The 22893-nt window shown below is 37.8% G+C and carries 23 protein-coding genes, 1 rRNA gene and 1 other RNA gene (1 of these 25 only partly in view); 5 read left to right on the forward strand and 20 right to left on the reverse strand.

Annotated elements, in window-relative coordinates; all coding sequences use genetic code 11:
• The 3 genes from PYW34_RS09630 to PYW34_RS09640 all read right to left on the reverse strand — a co-directional run.
• Positions 1 to 831, reverse strand: a 16S ribosomal RNA gene (locus PYW34_RS09630); it reaches 729 nt to the left of the window's first position.
• A gap of 697 nt (positions 832 to 1528) precedes the next feature.
• Positions 1529 to 1891, reverse strand: coding sequence for a hypothetical protein (locus tag PYW34_RS09635; RefSeq protein WP_002287172.1), 363 nt, complete (start codon positions 1889 to 1891; stop codon positions 1529 to 1531).
• A gap of 73 nt (positions 1892 to 1964) precedes the next feature.
• Positions 1965 to 2345: a CvfD/Ygs/GSP13 family RNA-binding post-transcriptional regulator gene (locus PYW34_RS09640; RefSeq protein ID WP_002287231.1), complete on the reverse strand. Its 381-nt coding sequence runs from the start codon at positions 2343 to 2345 to the stop codon at positions 1965 to 1967.
• A gap of 81 nt (positions 2346 to 2426) precedes the next feature.
• Between PYW34_RS09640 and PYW34_RS09645 the strand changes: the two genes are divergently transcribed.
• Positions 2427 to 3602, forward strand: a complete 1176-nt coding sequence (locus PYW34_RS09645; RefSeq protein WP_002296072.1) for a MalY/PatB family protein — start codon at positions 2427 to 2429, stop codon at positions 3600 to 3602.
• Positions 3603 to 3678: 76 nt separating this feature from the next.
• Here the strand turns inward: PYW34_RS09645 and PYW34_RS09650 are convergent, their stop codons facing one another.
• Positions 3679 to 4263, reverse strand: coding sequence for a peptidylprolyl isomerase (locus PYW34_RS09650; protein WP_002287167.1), 585 nt, complete (start codon positions 4261 to 4263; stop codon positions 3679 to 3681).
• Between the two features lie 200 nt (positions 4264 to 4463).
• Between PYW34_RS09650 and PYW34_RS09655 the strand changes: the two genes are divergently transcribed.
• Both PYW34_RS09655 and PYW34_RS09660 read left to right on the forward strand, forming a co-directional pair.
• A complete protein-coding gene (locus PYW34_RS09655) occupies positions 4464 to 5462 on the forward strand; it encodes an NAD(P)/FAD-dependent oxidoreductase (protein ID WP_002333430.1) in 999 nt (332 codons plus the stop codon).
• A 111-nt stretch (positions 5463 to 5573) separates the two neighbouring features.
• Positions 5574 to 6083 (forward strand): phosphatidylglycerophosphatase A family protein, encoded by a 510-nt coding sequence (locus PYW34_RS09660; protein ID WP_002287163.1) that lies wholly within the window; start codon positions 5574 to 5576, stop codon positions 6081 to 6083.
• A 29-nt stretch (positions 6084 to 6112) separates the two neighbouring features.
• Here the strand turns inward: PYW34_RS09660 and PYW34_RS09665 are convergent, their stop codons facing one another.
• The 6 genes from PYW34_RS09665 to tadA all read right to left on the reverse strand — a co-directional run bounded on the left by PYW34_RS09665 (position 6113) and on the right by tadA (position 10477).
• On the reverse strand, positions 6113 to 6772 hold the full coding sequence (locus PYW34_RS09665; protein ID WP_002287161.1) for a TIGR01906 family membrane protein: 660 nt from the start codon (positions 6770 to 6772) through the stop codon (positions 6113 to 6115).
• A 1-nt stretch (position 6773) separates the two neighbouring features.
• Positions 6774 to 7538 (reverse strand): TIGR01457 family HAD-type hydrolase, encoded by a 765-nt coding sequence (locus PYW34_RS09670; protein WP_002333429.1) that lies wholly within the window; start codon positions 7536 to 7538, stop codon positions 6774 to 6776.
• Positions 7539 to 7545: 7 nt separating this feature from the next.
• Entirely contained in the window at positions 7546 to 8223 is a 678-nt protein-coding gene (locus PYW34_RS09675; protein WP_002287156.1) for a YutD family protein, read from the reverse strand.
• Positions 8224 to 8259: 36 nt separating this feature from the next.
• Entirely contained in the window at positions 8260 to 9645 is a 1386-nt protein-coding gene (locus tag PYW34_RS09680; RefSeq protein WP_002287155.1) for a bifunctional metallophosphatase/5'-nucleotidase, read from the reverse strand.
• 208 nt (positions 9646 to 9853) lie between these two features.
• Positions 9854 to 9940, reverse strand: an RNA gene (gene ffs, locus PYW34_RS09685) — signal recognition particle sRNA small type.
• A 21-nt stretch (positions 9941 to 9961) separates the two neighbouring features.
• Positions 9962 to 10477, reverse strand: coding sequence for a tRNA adenosine(34) deaminase TadA (gene tadA / locus PYW34_RS09690; RefSeq protein WP_002287154.1), 516 nt, complete (start codon positions 10475 to 10477; stop codon positions 9962 to 9964).
• Positions 10478 to 10583: 106 nt separating this feature from the next.
• Here tadA and PYW34_RS09695 point away from each other — a divergent pair, with 106 nt between their 5' ends.
• The gene (locus PYW34_RS09695) at positions 10584 to 11441 is read left to right on the forward strand and encodes a helix-turn-helix domain-containing protein (protein WP_002287150.1); all 858 of its coding nucleotides are present in this window, start codon (positions 10584 to 10586) and stop codon (positions 11439 to 11441) included.
• 80 nt (positions 11442 to 11521) lie between these two features.
• Here the strand turns inward: PYW34_RS09695 and PYW34_RS09700 are convergent, their stop codons facing one another.
• From PYW34_RS09700 to PYW34_RS09710, 3 genes are all read right to left on the reverse strand, one after another.
• Complete coding sequence (locus PYW34_RS09700; RefSeq protein ID WP_002287147.1) at positions 11522 to 11857, reverse strand: hypothetical protein; 336 nt, start codon at positions 11855 to 11857, stop codon at positions 11522 to 11524.
• 66 nt (positions 11858 to 11923) lie between these two features.
• Complete coding sequence (locus PYW34_RS09705; protein WP_002287145.1) at positions 11924 to 13294, reverse strand: RsmF rRNA methyltransferase first C-terminal domain-containing protein; 1371 nt, start codon at positions 13292 to 13294, stop codon at positions 11924 to 11926.
• Between the two features lie 77 nt (positions 13295 to 13371).
• Entirely contained in the window at positions 13372 to 13908 is a 537-nt protein-coding gene (locus tag PYW34_RS09710; RefSeq protein ID WP_002287143.1) for a TetR/AcrR family transcriptional regulator, read from the reverse strand.
• 308 nt (positions 13909 to 14216) lie between these two features.
• Between PYW34_RS09710 and PYW34_RS09715 the strand changes: the two genes are divergently transcribed.
• Positions 14217 to 15698 (forward strand): helix-turn-helix domain-containing protein, encoded by a 1482-nt coding sequence (locus PYW34_RS09715; RefSeq protein WP_002296077.1) that lies wholly within the window; start codon positions 14217 to 14219, stop codon positions 15696 to 15698.
• Between the two features lie 102 nt (positions 15699 to 15800).
• On the opposite strand, the gene PYW34_RS09720 is transcribed toward PYW34_RS09715, so the two are convergent.
• The 7 genes from PYW34_RS09720 to PYW34_RS09750 form a co-directional block, all read right to left on the reverse strand.
• Positions 15801 to 16508, reverse strand: coding sequence for a zinc metallopeptidase (locus tag PYW34_RS09720; protein ID WP_002287139.1), 708 nt, complete (start codon positions 16506 to 16508; stop codon positions 15801 to 15803).
• Positions 16509 to 16586: 78 nt separating this feature from the next.
• Positions 16587 to 16925 carry a zinc ribbon domain-containing protein YjdM gene (locus PYW34_RS09725; RefSeq protein WP_002287137.1) on the reverse strand — a complete coding sequence of 113 codons (339 nt, stop codon included), beginning with the start codon at positions 16923 to 16925 and terminating at the stop codon, positions 16587 to 16589.
• Positions 16926 to 17035: 110 nt separating this feature from the next.
• Entirely contained in the window at positions 17036 to 17998 is a 963-nt protein-coding gene (locus PYW34_RS09730) for a DHH family phosphoesterase (protein ID WP_002287135.1), read from the reverse strand.
• A gap of 14 nt (positions 17999 to 18012) precedes the next feature.
• On the reverse strand, positions 18013 to 19344 hold the full coding sequence (locus PYW34_RS09735) for a DRTGG domain-containing protein (RefSeq protein ID WP_002287134.1): 1332 nt from the start codon (positions 19342 to 19344) through the stop codon (positions 18013 to 18015).
• Positions 19345 to 19351: 7 nt separating this feature from the next.
• Entirely contained in the window at positions 19352 to 20032 is a 681-nt protein-coding gene (locus PYW34_RS09740; protein WP_002287133.1) for a metal-dependent hydrolase, read from the reverse strand.
• A 218-nt stretch (positions 20033 to 20250) separates the two neighbouring features.
• Entirely contained in the window at positions 20251 to 20730 is a 480-nt protein-coding gene (locus PYW34_RS09745; protein ID WP_002287132.1) for an aminoacyl-tRNA deacylase, read from the reverse strand.
• A 126-nt stretch (positions 20731 to 20856) separates the two neighbouring features.
• Complete coding sequence (locus PYW34_RS09750; protein ID WP_002334387.1) at positions 20857 to 22536, reverse strand: ribonuclease J; 1680 nt, start codon at positions 22534 to 22536, stop codon at positions 20857 to 20859.
• Between the last annotated feature and the right edge of the window lie 357 nt (positions 22537 to 22893).

Consider the following 22893-nt stretch of genomic DNA (forward strand, 5'->3'; position numbering starts at 1 on the left):
ACGGCGTGGACTACCAGGGTATCTAATCCTGTTTGCTCCCCACGCTTTCGAGCCTCAGCGTCAGTTACAGACCAGAGAGCCGCCTTCGCCACTGGTGTTCCTCCATATATCTACGCATTTCACCGCTACACATGGAATTCCACTCTCCTCTTCTGCACTCAAGTCTCCCAGTTTCCAATGACCCTCCCCGGTTGAGCCGGGGGCTTTCACATCAGACTTAAGAAACCGCCTGCGCTCGCTTTACGCCCAATAAATCCGGACAACGCTTGCCACCTACGTATTACCGCGGCTGCTGGCACGTAGTTAGCCGTGGCTTTCTGGTTAGATACCGTCAAGGGATGAACAGTTACTCTCATCCTTGTTCTTCTCTAACAACAGAGTTTTACGATCCGAAAACCTTCTTCACTCACGCGGCGTTGCTCGGTCAGACTTTCGTCCATTGCCGAAGATTCCCTACTGCTGCCTCCCGTAGGAGTTTGGGCCGTGTCTCAGTCCCAATGTGGCCGATCACCCTCTCAGGTCGGCTATGCATCGTGGCCTTGGTGAGCCGTTACCTCACCAACTAGCTAATGCACCGCGGGTCCATCCATCAGCGACACCCGAAAGCGCCTTTCAAATCAAAACCATGCGGTTTCGATTGTTATACGGTATTAGCACCTGTTTCCAAGTGTTATCCCCTTCTGATGGGCAGGTTACCCACGTGTTACTCACCCGTTCGCCACTCCTCTTTTTCCGGTGGAGCAAGCTCCGGTGGAAAAAGAAGCGTTCGACTTGCATGTATTAGGCACGCCGCCAGCGTTCGTCCTGAGCCAGGATCAAACTCTCATAAAAAGTTCGAACAATCTTGCGATTGTTAAGCTCAATTTGTTTGCTAGCATATTGCTTGCTTGTTAAAAATGTTTGTTGTCTTGAATTGAATCAAGACGCCCTACACATTTGGTTTGTCTTACTTTGTTCAGTTTTCAAAGGTCTACTTCATCGGGAGTGTTTCCCGATTCGTTTTTGGCTGCCGTAGCAACTTTTATATCATATCAGAGAGACAAGCGATTGTCAACTCTTTTTTAAAAGTTTTTTTCGATTTCGTTTTTCGAAATCTTTCAGCAACTCATTTATCATAACTTATCGTTTGTTATTTGTCAAGAACTTTTTTGAAGTTTTTTTCGATAGAATCAAGCTTCGCAAGTGGTTCTTTTTTAACGACTCAGTTATCTTATCATGTCGTTAGTAACATGTCAATAACTATTTTTTAAATTTTTTAGAAATGTGATATAACATCCACTTCAGAATCAACGCTGTTAAATTTATCATGTATTTCTTCCTTGGTCAACTATAAATTAAGCATTACTTTGTGAAATGATTTTTCGATCAATTATTATTATTCGTTATACAACCGTTTTCAACATATTTTGAAAATAAAATGCACTAAAAAACTATCTTTAGCAGAACATTTCATTGTATTTTTTGGACCAAACAATAAAAAAAGAAGTTTGAAAAAAATTCAAACTTCTTTGTTCGCTTAATCTGTATTTTAGAAGAAAGGCACTCCCTCTACTTCGTAAGTTCCAAGAACAGAGCGCATTTGACCTGGTTCTTCCCAAATATATCCTTCGCCTAATTCTTCTCTTTGATTCTTTTGTTCAGTTTCAAAGACAAACAACGGAACATTTTCCTCTTTAATATGTGTATTTGTCAATTCCATCAAACTAATCTTGCTAACATCGATATGAACTATTTCTTTTAAGAAATTAAGTATATTCGCTAAACCAGTCTTTCCTTCAGAAAGTTCCGCTAACGCAAATTCCAACTTGTCATCAATTGAATGGACCAAAAATTTTTTAGTACCATCCTCCAAATGCAACATAATTGTACCAGCAACTCTTTTGCTTGCCAAAATTTCCACCTCGATCAACTTGTTCTATGGCTTACATAAAAATTCTAGCACATTTTCAGAAAAAATACACTTTTTATTTCTTATTTTCTTTCCGTTCTAGTTCAGATAATGCTTCTTCTATCCAAATAGGTAACTGCTCCGCAATAGTGGTAAATCCGATCTTACGATTTTTATTCGTGAAATACCTTTTTCTGCGATATGGAACAGCTGGATTTGTTTTTTCTAACGTTCTTAAAGATAAACTGATTTTTTTGGAATATTCATCAATGTCGATGATCTGAACTGTTACTGGCTGTCCGACTTTTAACAATGAATGGATATTTTTCGTATAACCGGATTGTACTTCTGAAACATGAATAAGTCCTTGCGTCTCGTTATCAAGAGAAACGAATGCGCCATAAGGCTGTATCCCTGTCACTTTTCCTTCAATTATTTGTCCAATTTTATAAGTCATCTACTTCCCTCTCTTCGCATTTATCATTATACTGTAAATAGCTCAAAAAAAGAAGCGACGAAAATGACTGGAGGTCTTAAGATGATCGAATTTGATAAACAGATTTCAAGAAAAGATACAGAAAGTGTAAAATGGGACGCAATTGCTGAGACATATCAAATGGATGACTTACTTCCTTTGTGGGTAGCAGATATGGACTTCTTGTCTCCCGGTGGGGTAGCTAAAGCGTTTAGTGAATACATCAAACATGGAATCTTTGGTTATGCCACTCTGTCTGATAAACTATATCAGGCTATCATTCATTGGGAACGCCAACACCATGCTGTGGAGTTGACGAAAGAAAATATCGTTTTTACAAGTGGTGTGTTAACTAGTTTAGCTGCAGCAGTACAAACTTTTACAAAACCAGGCGATTCTATTTTGATTCATGACCCAGTTTATCCTCCATTTTCCTCTATTATAGAAACAAATCAACGTCACATCGTTCGAAGCTCTTTGCTAGAAAAAAATAATCATTTCATCATGGACTTGTCTGACATGGAGAAAAAAATCGAAGAAAACAATGTAAAAGCAATGATTTTATGCAATCCTCACAATCCTGGAGGGCGTGTTTGGAGCAAAGAAGAATTGAAACAGTTAAGCGAATTGTGTTTAAAACATCAAGTGATTCTGTTTAGTGACGAGATCCATCAAGATTTAACTTTATTCGATCATACATTTACTTCCATGCTAACGATTGATCCTAATTTAGATGATCTACTAGTTGCTTTTACTTCCGCAACCAAGACTTTCAATCTAGCTGCAATCAAAAATTCAATGGTATTTATCAAAAATCCAGAGATGAAAGCTGATTTTGAAAAACATTTAGTGATGAACCAACAGCACGAAATCAACACTTTTGGACTGATTGGAACCCAAGCGGCTTATGAGACGGGTGGAGAATGGTTAAGCCAACTGATTCCTTATCTAGAAAAAAATGTTCAAACAGTTAATCAGTTTTTTGAACAGTATCTTCCGAAAGTGAGAATAATGAACCCTGAAGGAACTTACTTAATGTGGTTAGATTTTACCGCCTATATTTCAGACGACCAAGAATTGGAGAACACTCTTGTTCGGAAAGGAAAAGTCGTATTAAATCCTGGCATCACGTTTGGTCCTTCCGGTCATGGGCATATGCGCTTGAATATTGCTTGTCCAGAAGAAACTTTACTGGAAGGACTTAATCGAATCAAGTATGCTTTAGAGACAATCGATTAAATCATTTATTCAAAATAAAAGGACGAGACCTTACTAGGTTTCGTCCTTTTTCATAATTACTCCGTACCATACCAAACTATTCTGAAATTTCAATTGTTTCAATCACTACATCATGTACAGGTCGGTCTTGTGGACCACGTTGTACATTTGCGATTTCATCTACTGTGTCCATCCCTTCTAGTACATGTCCAAAGACTGTATGTCGGAAATCTAGCCAAGGAGTTCCGCCACCTTTATACGCTTCAATGATTTCTGATGGGAATCCAGCACCTTCTAGTTGTCCAAGCATATTAGCTGGCACATTTGTGTTATTTACAATAAAGAATTGGCTTCCGTTTGTGTTTGGACCTGAATTTGCCATAGATAAAGCTCCGCGAAGGTTGAACAGTTCACGACTGAATTCATCTTCAAAACTTTCGCCATAAATACTTTCGCCACCCATTCCTGTTCCAGTTGGATCGCCGCCTTGGATCATGAAATCAGGAATAACGCGGTGAAAAATCACGCCATCATAATAACCTTTTTTGGAAAGTTCAATGAAATTTTGAACCGTCTTCGGTGCTAGTTCAGGGAATAATTGAACAGTAATGTCACCACGGTTTGTTTTGATAACAGCTTTTGGTCCTTTTTCACTTTTTAAATCTAGTTGTGGGAATGCCATATTGTTTCCTCCTAATATTTGCATACTTCATAATAATAATAACATAATACCTAACCTCTCGTAAAAATACTAGATTTGTTTTCTTTTATTTTTCATCACTAGATACATTCTATAACTTACCGTTTCGATTTCGAATTCAAACATTTTTGAGAAGCATTCTCAATTAAATTCTGCTATAGTGTGAAAAGGGAGGAATTTTTATGGAAATCTATGACATTACAATCATCGGTGCAGGTCCTGTAGGGATGTTTGCCGCTTTTTACGCAGGAATGCGCCAAGCTAAAACAAAAATCATTGACAGTCTACCTCAACTTGGTGGTCAATTAGCAACTTTGTATCCCGAAAAATATATTTACGATATTCCTGGGTATCCAGCAATAAAAGCAAGTGAATTAATCGATCAATTAGAAAAACAATTAACTACTTTTAACCATACATTCCATTTAAAAGAAGAAGTTCTCTCGCTTACTCGTGAAGACGAAGTTATCGAGATTACTACAAATAAAGGCATCCATTATTCCAAAGCAGTCATTTTAGCTTTAGGAAATGGTTCATTCCAGCCAAGAAAATTGAATTTAGATAATGCTGAATCATTTGAAAACCACGGATTGGATTATTTCGTGAATGATTTGATGAAGTATGCTGGAAAAAAAGTCGCTATTGCTGGAGGTGGTGATTCTGCTATCGATTGGGCGTTGATGTTAGAGCCTATTGCAAGCGAAGTTTACTTGATTCATCGTCGCCAGGAATTTCGTGCGCACGAACATAGTGTATCACGCTTGAAATCTTCATCTGTCAACTTGCTTACTCCCTATCTCATCGATGGATTATCAGGCAATAATGGGGAACTGACAGATATCCGGTTAAAAAAAGTGAAAAGTGACGAGACGATTGATTTGATGATTGATTCTCTGATCGTCAATTATGGATTCTCTTCTAATTTAGAACATCTTTCTTCTTGGGGACTTGATAGTACCAGAAATGCCATTACTGTAAAATCAGATATGTCTACTTCTATTCCAGGCGTTTATGCAGCTGGTGACATCTGTACCTATGAAGGAAAAGTGAAACTGATTGCTACTGGGCTCGGTGAAGCACCTACTGCAGTGAACAACGCTTTACACTATATTAATCCAAAGGAACGAACTCAGCCTGGTCACAGCACAAGCTTATACGATAAAAATCTTCGTCCTAGTTGATTTTTTATATCTCTTTGCATTTCAAGTTAAACCCGAAAGCAGTTTCTTGCATTTTTTTCATGTTCCGTTAACATGAAATAGAGAAAGAAAAAATAAAGGGGGAGCAATAATATGGTCGTCAAAACTGAGACTTTAGAAGAAAAGGCAAGAGAACTATTGAAGGAACGTGGCGTAACTGTAGAAGATATCGCACAACTTGTCATGTTTTTACAAAAAGACTATATTTCTGATTTGACTTTGGCGGATTGTACTGAAAGTGTCAACAGCGTGCTAACAAAGCGTGAAGTACATAACGCCATTATCACTGGAATCCAATTAGATATATTAGCAGAAAAGAAAAAATTGATGAGTCCGTTGCAACATATTATCGAAGATGACGAAGGCCTTTACGGTATCGATGAGATCCTAGCCTTGTCAATCGTGAATGTTTACGGTACGATCGGCTTTACGAATTATGGTTATATCGACAAGGTGAAACCTGGTATTTTAAAAGAACTAAACAGCCACGATGGCGTTCATGTCCATACCTTCTTAGATGATATCGTCGGAGCGATCGCCGCTGCTGCTGCCAGTCGATTAGCACACAAAGAACCAGAAAAAAGAAGTCGCCTTACTCAATAATTCAACAAAAAAAGAAAGAAAACGTCTATTTAGACGAGTTCTTTCTTTTTTGTTTGTTTCAAGCTATTTTTTCCTAAGAAAAGAAAAACAGCAAAAAATAATTCTAATAATACAAAAAATAAGATAAAGCTATGCATGAAAAATTCTTCTGGAAGTACATTGATGATTGGATCAGTAACGGGATCGAATAACCAGTCATCGTTGTTGAAAAACGTTTCATGAAAAAGGATAAAAAAGCGATCAAATCCTATCATCATGAAAAAACCGAAAACAACTGGCAGTAACATGCCGATTTGAAACGGACGAATCAACCGCCAAAGCCGATCATTCTTTTGCAAATATTTGATAAACAAAATACTCGGGATCAAAGTGATGAAAAACACAGCATAATCCACTAAAAACAAAATTTTCACTTCATAAAAGTGATGGGCTCCGCTAGCAGAAACTGGGAAATCTGGCAAGCTGAGGATGGTTTTGAAGGGATTATTGAGATAATTCATTAGGTGATCAAAATTTTTCAGTAACGTCTCTTGATCTAAAGAAGTATAATCCAAAATTTGCAAATGTCCGATATCAAATACGTATAGTGGTCGAAAGTTGATCGTCACACCAACTGCCAGACTGATCAGTGTCAGAAATAGGCTGAACAATCCAGCATATTCCATCCACTGCCATCTCGAATTTTTCATATTAGAAGCTCCATTCATCCAGTGATTGTTTCACATAGGTAGCTGGGATAGGCAACCCAGGTACATCTTCTTCTTTTGTAAAACCTGATAAAACGAGCAAAGTATCTATATTATTGCGTATCCCAGCTTGGATATCTGTTTCATAGTTATCTCCAACCATGATTACTTCTTCTTTTTGCAGCCCTAATACTTCAACGGCTTTATCCATAATGATGGCTTCTGGTTTTCCGATGTAGATCGGCGGCGTTTGGGTTGCTGTCTCTACAAAAGAGATGACTGACCCTGCTCCAGGAAGAAGGCCGCGTTCAGTAGGTATATTCTTATCTGGGTTCGTTCCAATGAAAGTAGCACCTTTTTGAATAGCAAGTGTTGCTTTAACTACTTTTTCATAGGTCAGATAATTATCTAAGCCTACCACTACATAGTCAGGAGTCTCTTCTTCCCATGTAAATCCGGCAGCTAAAATCAAGTCAATCAATCCTGCTTCTCCGATAACATAGACTTTTTTCCCTTTTCCATCTGCTTTCATAAAATCGATTGTTGCCAAAGTAGCTGTGTAGACTGTCTCTGGAGCTACATGAATGTCAAACTCATCTGCTAGACGATTAGCTACTGTTTCTGGTGACTTAGTCGTGTTATTGGTAACAAACAAGAAAGGTAATTTTCTTTTTTGCAATTCTTCCACAAATCGTTTACCGGCCGGTATGGGTTGTGTCCCACGATAAATCGTTCCGTCTAAATCAATTAAATATCCTTTATAGTCCATTCATCCACTACTCTTCCCTTTTTCTGATCGTAAATGCTGTTTTTGTTTTTTCTACTTGTTTAGGTTGTTCTTGTTTTTTTACTTTTTCAGAGGTTTTTGCTGACTCTGTTTTTCGATTTTTAATAACCGGTTTTTTGCGATTAGATGCGACTGGTCCTTTTTTCTCATCGATATACGCACGATTATGGTTTTTTTTCTTTTTTCGGCGCTGAGTTGTCTTTTCTTTTTTACCGCCGATTCTCTCGATGACAAAATACGCACAACCAAAATTGCAATATTCGTAAAGATAGTCTTCCAAGGAATCGATTCGCTGATCTGGATGCGCCCGTCGATTATCCGCTTGGAAAAATCCTTTTAGGCGTAGTTGTTCATAACCCCAATCTCCTACGATATAATCATATCGGGCTAGTACATCACTGTAACGTTCTCCAAGCTTTTCTGCATTAAATCCTTCACGATAATCGGACACAAGCCGATAATGTCTTTCACCTATCAAAAAATTACTGTCATCTAACAGTGTCACTAGCTCGCCTTTGACTTTTTCTGCTTTAGGCTCCTCAACGATTTCTTCCAAAGCAGCTGTCAGTTCTTCGGTGACTGTTGTTTCCTGTTCAGCTGATGATTTTTTCTTAGCAATTTCTGTTTTATGCTCAACGTTCTGCTGTTCATTTTGTTTTGCAGACATGCGTTCACCACCTATCTTTTTTATTATACCTTGTTTTTATTTGATTGGGTAGTGAGCTTTCAAGTAATCTCCTACCACACTTCGGATAAATTCAGGGAACAAAAATTCATTTTTTCCAGCAATCTCAATCGTTGGAAAAAATGGAACAAACATCAAATGATCTACGGTAGTAAAAGTATAATTTTTATTCAGATCGATTGGCTTGTTCTTCCAAAAGACTTGATGGTTAATAGAATCATATGTGATTCCATTATAGACCATCTGCCCAAAAATCTTACCGCGAAATCCCATTCCCTTCATAGGATAGTTACGTAAAAAGTTACGATTTTTTTCTATTTCTAAAACTAAGCGGATCAGATCATTTCCACCCAATGTGACATTTAACAAGTGCATCGGATGCGGCAACGCAGTGTGAAGCTGATCCTGATTGACCCGCCCTTTTGGAATTTCAGTTAAAAACAGACCACTGTTTAATATTGCTGCTTCCGTCTTTCCTCGTTCTTTCACCGCCTCAAAGGCTACTTGGATAAACGAATGCTCATTGAAGATATCTAGACTCAGAGAAAATGGCAAATCTGCTACTTCTTTTTCTTTTAATAATTCATGCCCACGTTCTAGATAACTATTTATTTCTTGTTCATCTTCTGTAAAAGCTGTCATTGTTTCGGTAGGGATGGCTTTGGCTGAATGCTTAAGGATTTTTTTCTCTTCATCGATGGTTAAATGGACTTCACCGACATACTGCCCGTACTTTCCAGCGGCTGCTATTTGGACATCATTGATTACGTGACCTTCTCTGAATAAATGATGGGTGTGCGATCCTAAAATAACATCAATTGCTGGTATTTCTTTTGCAATTTGGAAATCATCCTGAATCCCGAGATGACTCATCAAAACTAAAACATCCACTTGTGAACGTAAATCTTCGACTAATTCTGGCAAAATATCATAAGGATTCCGTATGTCCCAGCCATTCGGATTATAAGTAAGCGGAAATGGAGCAGTAAATGCAATTAGTCCGATTTTCGTCTGGTGTTTCGTTGTAATGATTTTATATGGTTTCGTCCATGCCGGTGGCTGGAGCGTATTTTTATCGAATAAGTTATCCAGGATGATATCAAACTCAGCATGATCGTATAAATGATTCAACTCTTCTTTGGAATTTCCTACGCCTTCATTGTTTCCTATCGTCGCTGCATCATAACCAACTTCATTCATCAGCAAGATATTTTCCTGTCCATTCGTTGCTTCTGACAATGGATGCCAACGATCCACAAAATCACCTAGATCTACTGCAATCGTTGTCGTTTTTTCTTTCTTTTCGTTTTCTCGTTTACGTTGATCCAAAAACCTTCTGATCCTTGGCCAATTTTCTAAATGAGAATGCAGATCATTCGTATGTAAAATCACTATTTTTTCCATGTACCCTCTCGCCTCTCTTTATCTTTATCATACCATAGGCAGCTTTTTCTTCCATTGAAACAAGCTCTATTTCAGAGTTTTTCCTGCCTTGAAGCAAATTGTATAAGTACAATATTCGATAAATCAGTCTGGCTAAAAAATCAGGAACATTCATTTTTACAGTACTATAAAAATAAAAAAAACAGACCCGAAAGTCTGTTGTCGTTTCATTATAATCAGACACATGGCGGAACCTGCTTAGTGCTGCTTCCTTCCAGACCTGACACGCTTCACAAGCCCACCATTGTCCTAGCCTTTCGGCAAAGAATAGTATACCTTATTTTTCATTCGTTGACCAGTCTTTTTTTAATTTCTTTTTTCGCTGGCGGAGCTTTCGGAAAAAGTCAGTCAAAATCATCCCACATTCGTCTTCTAAAATGCCACCTTCTACATATGCTTGGTGGTTAAACCGCTCGTCCTCCAAAAGATTCATCAAGGTACCGGCTGTTCCGCCTTTTGGATCATACGCGCCGAAATAAACTTCTGCTACACGAGACAAAATCATCGCGCCGCTGCACATAGGACAAGGCTCTAAGGTAACAAAAAGTGCAGCATCTTCCAAGCGCCAGCTTCCCACTTTTTCACAGGCTTCCTTGATTGCAAGCATTTCTGCATGTGTAGTAGCATCTTGCGTGGTTTCTCTAAGGTTATATCCTCTTCCAATCACTTTTCCATCCAATACAACCACTGCTCCAATCGGAACTTCATGAAGCATTTCTGCTTTCTTTGCTTCTGCCAATGCAAGGCGCATCCATTTTTCTTTTTCTACTGCATCAAGATTTGTATTTACCAATTACCCTTCCCTGCCTTTGTTTTTTCTTGTTTTACTTTAGCATATGATAAAAAGGCTGTAACTAACTTTTTTTTCTATGGTAAAATAAATACAAGAGGTGAACAAGATGAAAATGGATAAATTACTTGCTCTTTACCCACAAGCACAGAAAAAAAACTCTCCAGCATCAGAAGCGGATATCCTTTCTTTTGCAATTGATGATGCTTTTATCTGGATCAAACAAGATTCATTATCTCAACAAGAAACCAGCCTTTTGAAAGCGTTATTCCCTGTAATCAACGATCAAAAAAAACACCCATGGTATCACTATCTTTTTAAAGATGCTTCTTGTGTTCAAGAAAAAAGCTTTCGTTTGATCCAGCTTCACGTCGAATCAAAAGGAGAATTCTTAAAAAAAGAATGGCAAGATACTATTTTGGAATTATTTCGCTATTCTGCTGATTTCTTTTTTTATACAGACACAGATGCGCTCTTAGTCGAACAAATAAACCGTGATTATCTTGATGCTACTGAAATCAACGGTATTTTTCTATCTTTAGATGCTGATTTTGATACGACAACGTCTGTATTCGTTGGTTCTTTCCATTCACCTGGCACCGACCTCGTCCCTTTGTTTGCTGAAGAAAGAAAAATTTTTTTAACAGAGCAAAACAATCTTTATACTCACAGCCGTACTTTTTCTATGCAAGATGTGGCTTTACATTACTATACAAAAGATACTGTAAAAGATAGTAAGTTGATCAAAAGTTACATAGAACTGATCAAACAAAATGAAATGGAAGTGATCATTCAAGAATTATGGAATGAATTAGGCAATGTCAGCTCTGCTGCAAAAACACTGTTTCTTCATCGTAATACTCTAAAATATCGAATCGAAAAATTTCAAGAACAGTCTGGTTTCAATCTAAAAAAAGCCAACGATTTACTGTTTTGCTATCTTTTATTGCTTCATGAACATAATTAAAGATAGATTAAAGGGGTTGTGACAATAATTTTGTCACAACCCCTTATTTCGAATGAATAGTGTTCAAAAGCTAGTTTCTCTTACATCATTTTTTCAACAAAATGCATTAGCCGGTCTTTTACATCTTCGGTTGAATCTTTGATTGAATCACCATAAACAGAGATTTTCTTTTTTCCTGATTTGATTTTTGCTAACATTCCCATCAAAGAATCCAAGTCACTATCTGAAAGACCATCTACGATTTCTAGTAATTTTTCATTTCCATCAAATTTGTCATAGACGAATTTTTTTACTTTCGTCCGAGTAGTCATATGATGGATCTTTTCCATTACTTTTCCCGATACAACGACTGCTGTCGCTACACTGGCAGCGGCTGCTACGCTTAATCCGATTGTTACTTTTGTTGATGTTTTCATAAGTATCAGCTCCTTTTTATCTATCTCCATCATAGCATAGACAAAAAAATAAACGAACTAATCCACTCAGTGAAATCTCAATCCTTTAGGGAAAAAGTTCTTTACTGTTCCTTTTACTTGTTTCCCAAATCCGACAGGTATCTTATCTAATACTAGCAAAACCCATCCTTGATTCCCATCACGTTGAAATGTTTCTCCTGCTGTGTAAGATTGCCATTCCTTTTGAGTGATCGGCAAGCAAGGTATATTCTCTATCTTTTTTGTAGCAAGCGCTAATGCATAGCTAGGTTCAAATCGATTCTTTTTGAAATCTCCTAAATGCAAACCTGTACGTACGACTTTTAAACCATCGAGAGAAGGGGCTAACTCAGGAACTTCCCAAAGATGGTCGTTGAACACTAAAAGTCTTCCAGTAGCTTCATAATGAAAATCATTTGAAAACTCCGTCCAGAGTTTTTCCTGCTCTTTTGTCATTTGCACTTTACTTTTTTTTCGTGTCTTCTTTTCTTTATGCATCTGATTTTGTCCATGAAAAGTCAGCTTTGCAACAAAATGTCCTTCACCCTGATCTTTATGAGGCCATATACGTATTGTTTTTTCCAAACCAGCTACGCTTCCCCATTCAGAACGTCCTGAACTAACGGATTGAGTCAAAGGAATCTCCTCAATCGTTACTGGATAATTTTCTACAAGCCAGCTAATGATCTCTTCATTTTCTTCTGGTGCAAACGTACAAGTCGAATAAATCAGTTGTCCTTTATTTTTTAGCATTTTTATTGCTGAAGACAAAATCTCTTGCTGACGTTTTTGACAGTATAGCGGAGATTCTTCTGTCCACTCTTTTATTGCATTTGGATCTTTTCGGAACATTCCTTCTCCTGAACAAGGAGCATCAACCACGATCCGATCAAAAAAGCCCGAAAAATGAGGGACAAGTTCTGCGGGTGCATGATTTGTCACTATTGCGTTCGAAACTCCCCATCGTTCTATATTTTCTGATAAAATCTTCGCACGTTTCGGAAAGATCTCATTCGTCACTAATAACCCTTTCCCCTTCATTTGAGCAGCTAATTGGGTTGATTTACCACCGGGAGCCGCACACAAATCCAAAACTTTTTCACCGGGTTTTGCTGCAGCAGCTGTTCCAACGATCATTGCACTTGGTTCTTGGCTATATTCATACCCAGCTTGATGGAGGAAAGACTTTCCATTGACAGTGCCAAGAAATCCCTCATTGCTGTAGGGAGCGGGTTGTAATTCTTCGCTATGGTAAGTTTGGACCATGTCCAATCCTGCCGGTTTTAGTGGATTCCACCGAAATCCTTTTTTCACGCTTCCTTGTTCAAGCGCAGAAAAAAAATCGGATGCTTCTTCGCCTAAAAGAAGACGATATTTTTTGATAAATTGCTGTGGTAACGTTGTCGCTTCCTCCTTCATTCCAATGTTTCGTTAGACATTTTACAATCTTTTTTACGAAAAATAAAGGTGGCTGATCTACTTTTTCATGTTGCTGCCTAAGGTGACTGTTCCTTTAAGATATTTTCCAAGTATTCATCCGTCACCTCGTTTTTATCCCAAACAGCGTTCATCATTTCAAGAAAATCTTGAGAAGAATCATCTGAGCGCAAACTTCCCAATGCATTAAGCCATACCAATTCAAGCGACTTTTCTTCTTTGATCTTCGTGTGACCTTTGACATATGAGAAAAATGGCCGCTTAAATAGCGAATCCATGTCTAAATCAGATTTTGCAATGATTTCACGAATACTTTCATGGATAGAAAAAAAATCTTTCAATAAGTAGACAATGCTTAAAACATCATCGGAACTGCATTCAGCTAAGTAGTTTTCAAAATAAACAGTGATTTCTTCTAATATCTTCTCTTTTAACCCGCTGATTGATTTGAAATGTGTATAAATCGGGTATGTAGAACAACCGCAGAACTCTGCTAACTCTCTTGCAGTAATTGACTTCATTCCATATTCTTCCACGTATACCATACTTTTGAACAGCAAATATTCTTTACTATAATTTGTTACTCTCCCCATCATTCTTACCTCCGTCTCTTTTCATCTACCCATAAATAAATAACATAAATAATTCTAAAAATATTATTGATAATTATCAAAACATATTTAGTTATATCCATTAAAAATTAATTTTTCCGCCTTAAAAACAAGAATATCTTGACAAAATACCCTAGGAAATAAACAATAGAATAAACAAGGTAACAAAAAAATTAAATAACGTTATATAAAAAAGAAGGCGACACTCTGTGAGAATAACACAGACTGAAATGACTTTCCACTCACAGTTTTTGTCTAACTATATACAAAAACAGAATAAAAAGGAGGTATTTATGCTAATTGAAGCAAGAAAAAAAGAGTTACTTGTTCTACAAATGGTCATTCAAAAAAATAATTGTTCTTTACAAGAATTATCCAATGACTTACATATTCCAAAACGGACAATCAAAGAACTGATCCGAAAAATAAATGTATCACTCAAGCAATTTTTATTGATTGATGAATTTATTTATTCTAATCATAAAGGAGAGATCCAAACCAAAGAAACCGATCAAACTAAAAAGTTAGCTGTTTTTTCTAAGTTAAAATTATGCTACCTAAAAGAATCCAATCGTTTTAACTATTTGATGTTACTAATCAATTATCCACAAACTGCTGTACCAAAAAAATATTTACTTGAACAACTTTATATATCGCCCTCCTATCTCGAAAAACTGACAAAACAGCTCAATCATTCCTTAAAAAAATTCCATTTACGGATCCTATCTGTAAAAAATTGCTGTACTCTTGAAGGAAATGAGTTATCTATCCGTCTCTATCTTTACTTTTTTCTTTCAGATACATTTGGAGGTAACGATTGGCCATTTTCCTCACTTGAATTAAATGCACTAAAAATGAACAGTACAGATGAGCAAATAGAAAAAATTTCAAAACAAGAAAAAAATATCTACTTGCTGTTAACTTTATTCATATTACGAAACAAACAACAGGCATATTTTCCAAAAACTTCTTCTGAAATCACTGAATTGATGGACTTATTGCAGCATACACATGATTATTCAGAATACTTTACTTCTTTTTCAGTGAGTCGCCCTTGTGAAGAGACAGAAACAGAGAGAGCCTACTTTAATTATTTTTTCTATTGTTTTTTTCCAAATCAAATCTCTTTTCGACAAAAACAGGAGATTGGTTTTTTATTTTCCACAAGCAAAAACCTTATTTGTCGACAAGTCGGTCAATTGATGACTTACTTAACTCAACAGTTTCCTCTCAACCATTTAGAAAATAAAATACCAATTTATTTTTATTTTCTTGTGTTGGCAGTTGTTTTTTTCAAACTGTTGGGTGAATCCAGCAGTAGTTTTTCTACACTTTGCTTTCCAGAAGCCACGTCCAATCATTCTAGTTCTTTTATACAGGAAAAGAAATTAAGAGAAAAAATCGATACAATTTTTTCAAAAAATGGGGAAAGAAACCAAATCAGTCAATACCTTAGTCAATTGATCCAACACTTACTACAAACAGAAACGAAAGAGCAGTTACTCATCCATTTGCAGATAACCAAACAGTTTACAGGAAATTATCATCTTCAAAGCCATTTGCAGCAGTTATTTCGCAAAGATGCTGTTAAAATTACCGCATATTCAGAACATGCTGATTTGATCATTACAGATCAGCATGAGAAAATTTCAGATGAAACGGAGACTTTCTATCTGGATACAACGCACAATACAGTGTTATTTGGCGAGTTAATAAAAGCGGTTCATGAACTGTATATGAAAAAAGGTTATGAGAACAAAACAAAGAGGATGTGACAAAATTCTTGTCACATCCTCTTATTCCAAATAAATGGTATTCAATCAGCTAACTCTCGGTATTAGCTCAGATCAAAGCGCTGATTTCACAACTTCTTTATTTTAATCTCTTCGGTTGCCGCCGAACAATAAGATCAAGCGCAACAGCTGCAGGAATGTCGAAAGCGCTGCTGCAACATAAGTCAGTGCTGCTGCAAATAATACGTGTCTTGCCATCGGTACTTCTTCTTCCGTCAGTAGTCCGCCTTCACTCAAAATTTGGATTGCTCGCCGAGACGCGTTAAATTCGACTGGTAATGTCACCAATTGGAAAAGTAATGCTAAAGAAAAAGCGAAAATCCCGATATTGATTAACGTAGAGTTCCAGCTAAGCAATACACCTACCATAATCAAGGGGAACGAAATCATCGAACCAAAGTTAGCTGCTGGAACAAGTGCTGCACGAATCTTCAATGGGACATAACCCGAAGCATCTTGTACCGCATGTCCGCATTCATGAGCTGCTACACCTATCGCAGCAACTGAAGTAGACTGTGCAGTTGCTTGAGACAAACTCAACATCTTATTACCTGAATTGTAGTTATCTGTGAGATCTCCGGCAATTTGTTGAACACCGACATTATTTATCTGTTGACTTTGTAATATATATTGTGCTGCTTGTGTACCAGTCACATTGTTTTTGCTTCTCACTTGATCGTATTTTCGGAAAGTACTATTGACGTACGCTGACGCAATTCCGGAAATAACTAATCCAAGAATGACCAAAAGAAATGTCGGATCTAAAAAACCATACATTCCATAACCATACATTTTCGTTTCACTCCTTTTCGTTTACTTTATTTTATCATTAGTAGTAGGAAAAGAATGTGAAAAGACCTTGAATATTCTTTAATTCTTTTTCACAAATTCCGATTTCAGTTTCATCGGTCCAAATCCTTCTACCTTGCAATCGATATTATGATCGCCTTCTACTAAACGGATGTTCTTGACTTTTGTTCCTTGTTTAATGGCACCTGACGCACCTTTTACTTTCAAGTCTTTAATCACTGTCACGCTATCGCCCTCTAACAGACGGTTTCCATTTGCATCTAATACCACTAATCCGTCTTCTATGACAGTTTCTTGTTCTTCTTTGTTCCATTCGTTCCCGCATTCTGGGCAAATCAACAAGCCTCGATCTTCATATGTGTACTCTGAGCCACATTCTGGGCAATTTGGTAATGTCATCTTCTTTCTCCTTTAAAATCTTTAGTGAGCACTATTGTAACGGAAAAAGAAGATCTTGAAAAGATACATTTGTGATTTTTACTACAAAAGGCACGTTTTCGAACGAAGTATCATTCTGTTTTTCTGCTCTTATACGATTGGCATATATCTTGGATCTCTTTATAGATTTCCTCTACTTCTGCTAAATCTTTTGCATTCGCACCACTTGCTAATGGATGGCCTCCTCCATGATGGCGTTTAGCCAATTCATTGATGATCGGCCCCTTAGAACGTAAACGTACGCGGTAATACCCTGAAGGCTGCTGAACAAAAATCCCCCAAGCCAGCACTTCGTCAATCACTCCAGGAAGTGAAACGATCGAAGCTGTCTCTGAATCATCGATTCCATATTTATCAAGAATTTCTTGCGGAAGGATTATTCTTCCTGCACCATTTTCATCCACCTGGATATTTTGATAAAGATAACCGGAAAGTTTAGCGACTTTCATCGGCATTTGTTCAATCTCTCTGTTCAAAGCACTTGCATCAAATGGATAATTTCTCAATATCGAAGCAATCTCTAATGTACGGGACGTCGTGGAGGGATACAAAAAGCGCCCTGTATCTCCGACGATTCCTGCATAAAGTAACCGTGCAGCCTTAACGTTCATCTTTAAAGATTCAGGAAACATCAAAGCAAATTCTGCAATCATCTCACTACAGCTACTTGCTTTTGTATTTACCCACACAAGATCTCCATAAGGGTCATCATTGGGATGATGGTCGATTTTGATCAGTTTTTCTGCCAACTGATATCTTTGATCACTGATTCTGGGTGAATTAGCTGTATCAGTCACGATGACTAGCGCTCCTTGGTAGAAGACATCTTCAACTTCTTGCATTTCTGCTAAAAAGCGAAGCCCTTCAATCGTTTCACCTACTTGACGTATTTCTTTTTCTGGGAAACTTTCCCGTAATAGTTCGGCTAATCCTACTTGTGATCCTAATGCATCAGGATCAGGGCGCAAATGCCTGTGGATAATGATTTTATCGTATTTTTTTATTGTATCTACTATTTCTTGCTGTACTGTCATTTCACTCCTGCTTTCTAAGAACGTTCCATTACTTGACAAACAACGATTGCTTTGGAAACGATGGTGTTTTCAATAAACACTTCGATATCCAGTTTAGCGGAACGTCTGCCGATTTCCAATACACGTGGACGAATGTCTAATTCGCTTTCCAATTGGATCAGCCGCAAATAATGTAGGTTCACTTGTTCAATCAAGATATTTCGTTTTTGGTTCATCACCATTGTTTTTTGTGCGACATCAGAAATGATTTCGCTAAGTACGCCAAAAGAAATGGTTCCAACGCCATTGACCATTTGTGGTGCTACTACGAATTTGAACTTAGGGTTTTCCAAACGATTTCCTTCACGGTCAGTATCAATCGTATGGATATTTCCAGATATCTGATCCGAAATCGTATCTGCAATCTGCGGTTGTCGCTGGACAAGCTGCATCGCTTTCATTACATCTTGCCGGGTAATCAAGCCTTCCAATGTCAAGTCATCGGAAACGACCGGCATGACTTCTAGCCCATCCCAGATCATTTGATGGCTAACAGAGGCAATACTCATTGTTTTCTTTACACTGATTGGTTCTTTCGTCATCACCCGATCGATGATCTGGTTTGGCGATTTCCCTAAAACATCTTTTGCCGTAACAATCCCCATCAAACGATGATGGCGGTTGACGACTGGAAAACGCGAATGCTGCGTTTCTTCTGACAAACGCTGATAATCAGAAATCGTATCTGTCTGCTGCAAATAATGAGTCTTTTCAGCTGGCATATAGATATCACTGACAAGCATGATATCTTTTTTGATCAATTGGTCGCTTAACGCTCGGTTGATCATGGTTGCGACTGTAAATGTATCATAAGAGGTGCGTAAGATCGGCATTTCAAGATCATCAGCTAGCTTTGCAATCTCAGCAGTCGTATTGAATCCTCCTGTGATCAATACTGCGGCGCCATCTTCCAATGCTAATTTTTGGACTTCCGCCCGGTTGCCGACGATCATTAGTGATCCTGGCGTAATATAGCGTTCCATGGCATGTTTAGTCATCGCGCCGATGACGAATTTATTCAAGACCTTGTCTAATCCTGCCGCCCCGCCTAAAACGTCCCCTTCAATGATCCTGACGACCTCGCCAAATGTCAAACGTTCAATATGTTTTTTTAATTTGCGTTCGATACGGATGGTCCCTACTCGTTGAATTGTTGAAACTAGTCCGACATTTTCTGCATCTTTGATTGCACGGTACGCTGTTCCTTCACTGACATTCAATTCTTTTGCGATGCTTCTTACAGAAATTCGATTGCCAACAGGTAAACTTTCAATATATTCTAAAATCAAATCATGTTTTGTCGCCATTTTCTGCCTACACTTCCAGCGTTTCCGAGACGCTCATTATTTTTCCTTCACTATCTTCCAGTAACTCTACAAAAGATTCGGGATCTTGTTCAATGACAGGGAAAGTATTGTAATGGATTGGAACTACTTTCTTGGCACGAATTGTTTGCGCAGCCTTTGCTGCATCTTCTGGCCCCATCGTATAGTTATCGCCAATCGGCAAGAAAGCGACATCAATATCGAATTCTTCTGCAAGCAATCCTAGATCACTGAAATAAGCAGTATCCCCTGCATGATAAATCGTTTTTCCTTCTGCTTGAATAATAATTCCGCTAGGCTCGCCCATATACTGAACGATACCGTCTACTTCATAGCTTGAACTATGCTGTGCATGTACGAATTTTACCACGCCGAATGGAAACGCATGTTTTCCACCGATATTCATACCGAATGAATCTACTCCTCTGCTGTTCGCATAATCAGCAATCTCAACAATACTGATAATTGTGGCTTGATTTTCTTTTGCAATAGGAATCATATCTCCTATGTGGTCACTATGACCATGAGTAATCAGCAACCAATCTGTCTTTACTTCTTCTGCAGTTAAGTCTGTCAATGGATTTCCTGTAATAAACGGGTCAATCATCACGCGTTGGCCATTTTCCATTTCAATTGTTAAACAGGAATGTCCATGATACGTAATTTTCATATTTTACACCTCGCGTTTTCTCTGTATCTTTTTTATTAAAAACGATTTCATCACTTGCACATCAATGAAAAAATATAGCTGCTAAATATATTTTCATTGGATTGATAGTACAGTATGTACAAAGCAATTGTAACAGATAATACAGGATGCACCAAGTACCAAGCAGATATAATCTCAAGTTTGAGGTCTCTGCTCTGCTTAGCTTCTCTTCTCGTCCCTTAACTAATTAAATCAGCGTAAATAGGATGGACGATCTTTTCTAAATCGGCTACTTTTATCCGAAGGCTTCTCCCGATTTCACCGCTTGACACAATTACTTCTTCTTTTTCTTTTAAAGAACTGTCTGCTAAAAAACAATAATCAGGATGTGCGAGTTTTATTCCAATAGGGGTGTTTGCTCCGTGGGGATATCCTGTATGCATTAATACAAAATCCATTCCAGGAAAACCAACTTTACGATCTTTCGTCACTTGTCTCGTTTTTTTGTAATCTAAGTGATCGTTCAAAGGAATCAATGCGATGATCACCCCAGTTTTGTTTCCTTTCACTACGAGAGTTTTACATATCAAAGCTGGATCAATCCCTCTTTTTTGTAGTTCTTCTGTGAAAGATTCTTCTACCACATGACTAAAATCAAGTGGTTGATAGCTGATCTTTTGTTCTTCTAAATAACGTTCGACTTTTGTTTGACTCATCATTGATTCACTCCCTTTATTCTATCGTTTATTATAAAGCGAGGGATGCTGTATTCAAAAATTATTTGTTTTTCGCAAAAAAAGAGCAAGACGAGCACTCTATAGAGAGGTTCATCTTACTCTTTTTGTTTATTTTTTATTTCGACGTTGAGTAGCTTCCATAATGACTGGCAAGATCACTGGGCGGCGTTTTGTTTGTTCAAATAAGTAACGGCCTAATTGATCTCGGATGTCTTGCTTTAATTTGCTCCACTCAAAATCATTGCTTTCTAAATGTTTCTCAACGATTGTTTCAATCATATTGCTGCTTTCTTTCATCAGATCACGGCTAGCTTTTACGTAAACGAATCCCCGTGAAGTAATTTGAGGTTTTGAAATGATTTTCTTTTCTCGCCGACTGATAGTGACAACCGCTACGAAAATCCCGTCTTCTGACAAGATTTTTCGATCACGTAAAACAATGTTTCCGATATCACCTATGCCTAATCCATCAATCATTACATTTTCTGCACTTGTAGTTCCTACAACACTCATACGCTTGTTCTTATATTCCAGCACGTCTCCGCGTCCAGTAATATAGATATTTTTGTATGGCATCCCTACTGCATGAGCCAAATCTGCATGAGCAGCTAATTCACGATACTCTCCTTGAACTGGCACAAAATATGTTGGTTTCATCAAATTGATCATTAATTGCAAGTCATTAGGATTGGCATGGCCAGAAACGCGCATATTCTCAGAGATCAACTTCACTGTTCCACCAGCTCGATAAATGATATCTTCCGTTTTCGCCACGATGGTTTCCATCGCGATGCTTGGCGTAGTAGTGATATAAACCAAATCTCCTTCTTCAATCTTGACATTACGGTGTGTACCGTTTGCCATTTTTTGCAGAGACTTGATGGGTTCACCCATTCGGCCAGTTTCTAAAATGATCAGTTCTTCTGGATCATAGTTTTTCATGTCTTTCAACGTAACAAGCAGATCTTCACTTGGTAATTGAAGTTTTTCTAAACGCATCGCTGTGCGAATAATTCGTTCGAAATCTTGACCAGTCAAGACAACTTTTCGTTGTGCTTTTTCTGCTGCATCCAATACTTGTTGCACTCGTTGCAAATTACTTGCTACACAAGCGACGATGATACGCCCTTCCCAATATTTGATCGTATCAAATACTTCATCTGCTATTTGGGCTTCAGAAGCTACAGGCTGAGGATTTTCTGCATTTGCCGATTCACTTAGTAAGGCTAAGACTCCTTCTTTGCCGATTTCCGCCAATCGTGCATAATCTGTTTGATACATTGGGATAGCCGTTTGGTCAAATTTAAAATCTCCCGTATAAACGATACTACCTTCTTTTGTTTTCAGATTGATCCCCACTGAATCTGGTATCGTATGAGTGGTACGGAAAAAGCTCACTACTGTTTCACCAAAGTCTATTTCTGTATGCTCATCTACCACATGGAAATCCTTAAATCCTTTGGCTGCTTCATTACGACTGACATTCAATTTTGCTAACTCGATCGTCAACTCTGTCCCGAATACTGGTACAGAAATTTTTGACAACAAGTAAGGAAGTGCCCCGATCGCATCTGCATGTCCATGTGTTAAAAAGACACCAGCTACACGATCAATGTTTTCTTCTAAATACGTAAAATCAGGGATTACGACGTCGATCCCCAACAACTCATTTTCAGGATATTTTAGCCCACAATCTAAAATAAAAATATCCTCGCCCACTTCTGCGACATACATGTTTTTTCCATTTTCACGAACGCCGCCTAATGGGATAATTTTAATGGTACTCACAAACTTCACCTCTTCTTATGACATCCAAGTTTAAAGATGTCGATTTTCTTCTTTATCTAAATATATGAGCCATTCCAATGAAGCATATGCAAAATCACTATTTCTCAACTTATGGAGAATCAGCAGGAAAATTACCAGCACATCCGCGTTCTGACAGTTGGATGGGCATTTTATTTTGGATATACTTCATTAACAAAATGGATCTTTTGCGAAACGCTATAGCCAGAATACTTATATAAGTATTCAGCTGTTCCCCATTATTATACAACAAATAAACTAAATCGCTAGTATCAGCAATTGTTAGAACAACTATGCACGTAAAAATCCCTCTGTAGCATCTAGGATTTCTTTTGCTAT

This window comes from Enterococcus faecium, assembly GCF_029023785.1.
Taxonomy (GTDB): Bacteria; Bacillota; Bacilli; order Lactobacillales; family Enterococcaceae; genus Enterococcus_B; species Enterococcus_B faecium.

What these genes read in the sequence shown, in the direction of transcription:
- PYW34_RS09640 (WP_002287231.1), bottom strand. Translation starts at nt 2,345, where the DNA reads ATGACTTATAAAATTGGACAAATAATTGAAGGAAAAGTGACAGGGATA.
- PYW34_RS09645 (WP_002296072.1), top strand. Translation starts at nt 2,427, where the DNA reads ATGATCGAATTTGATAAACAGATTTCAAGAAAAGATACAGAAAGTGTA.
- PYW34_RS09650 (WP_002287167.1), bottom strand. Translation starts at nt 4,263, where the DNA reads ATGGCATTCCCACAACTAGATTTAAAAAGTGAAAAAGGACCAAAAGCT.
- PYW34_RS09655 (WP_002333430.1), top strand. Translation starts at nt 4,464, where the DNA reads ATGGAAATCTATGACATTACAATCATCGGTGCAGGTCCTGTAGGGATG.
- PYW34_RS09660 (WP_002287163.1), top strand. Translation starts at nt 5,574, where the DNA reads ATGGTCGTCAAAACTGAGACTTTAGAAGAAAAGGCAAGAGAACTATTG.
- PYW34_RS09665 (WP_002287161.1), bottom strand. Translation starts at nt 6,772, where the DNA reads ATGAAAAATTCGAGATGGCAGTGGATGGAATATGCTGGATTGTTCAGC.
- PYW34_RS09670 (WP_002333429.1), bottom strand. Translation starts at nt 7,538, where the DNA reads ATGGACTATAAAGGATATTTAATTGATTTAGACGGAACGATTTATCGT.
- PYW34_RS09675 (WP_002287156.1), bottom strand. Translation starts at nt 8,223, where the DNA reads ATGTCTGCAAAACAAAATGAACAGCAGAACGTTGAGCATAAAACAGAA.
- PYW34_RS09680 (WP_002287155.1), bottom strand. Translation starts at nt 9,645, where the DNA reads ATGGAAAAAATAGTGATTTTACATACGAATGATCTGCATTCTCATTTA.
- PYW34_RS09695 (WP_002287150.1), top strand. Translation starts at nt 10,584, where the DNA reads ATGAAAATGGATAAATTACTTGCTCTTTACCCACAAGCACAGAAAAAA.
- PYW34_RS09700 (WP_002287147.1), bottom strand. Translation starts at nt 11,857, where the DNA reads ATGAAAACATCAACAAAAGTAACAATCGGATTAAGCGTAGCAGCCGCT.
- PYW34_RS09705 (WP_002287145.1), bottom strand. Translation starts at nt 13,294, where the DNA reads ATGAAGGAGGAAGCGACAACGTTACCACAGCAATTTATCAAAAAATAT.
- PYW34_RS09710 (WP_002287143.1), bottom strand. Translation starts at nt 13,908, where the DNA reads ATGATGGGGAGAGTAACAAATTATAGTAAAGAATATTTGCTGTTCAAA.
- PYW34_RS09715 (WP_002296077.1), top strand. Translation starts at nt 14,217, where the DNA reads ATGCTAATTGAAGCAAGAAAAAAAGAGTTACTTGTTCTACAAATGGTC.
- PYW34_RS09720 (WP_002287139.1), bottom strand. Translation starts at nt 16,508, where the DNA reads ATGTATGGTTATGGAATGTATGGTTTTTTAGATCCGACATTTCTTTTG.
- PYW34_RS09725 (WP_002287137.1), bottom strand. Translation starts at nt 16,925, where the DNA reads ATGACATTACCAAATTGCCCAGAATGTGGCTCAGAGTACACATATGAA.
- PYW34_RS09730 (WP_002287135.1), bottom strand. Translation starts at nt 17,998, where the DNA reads ATGACAGTACAGCAAGAAATAGTAGATACAATAAAAAAATACGATAAA.
- PYW34_RS09735 (WP_002287134.1), bottom strand. Translation starts at nt 19,344, where the DNA reads ATGGCGACAAAACATGATTTGATTTTAGAATATATTGAAAGTTTACCT.
- PYW34_RS09740 (WP_002287133.1), bottom strand. Translation starts at nt 20,032, where the DNA reads ATGAAAATTACGTATCATGGACATTCCTGTTTAACAATTGAAATGGAA.
- PYW34_RS09745 (WP_002287132.1), bottom strand. Translation starts at nt 20,730, where the DNA reads ATGATGAGTCAAACAAAAGTCGAACGTTATTTAGAAGAACAAAAGATC.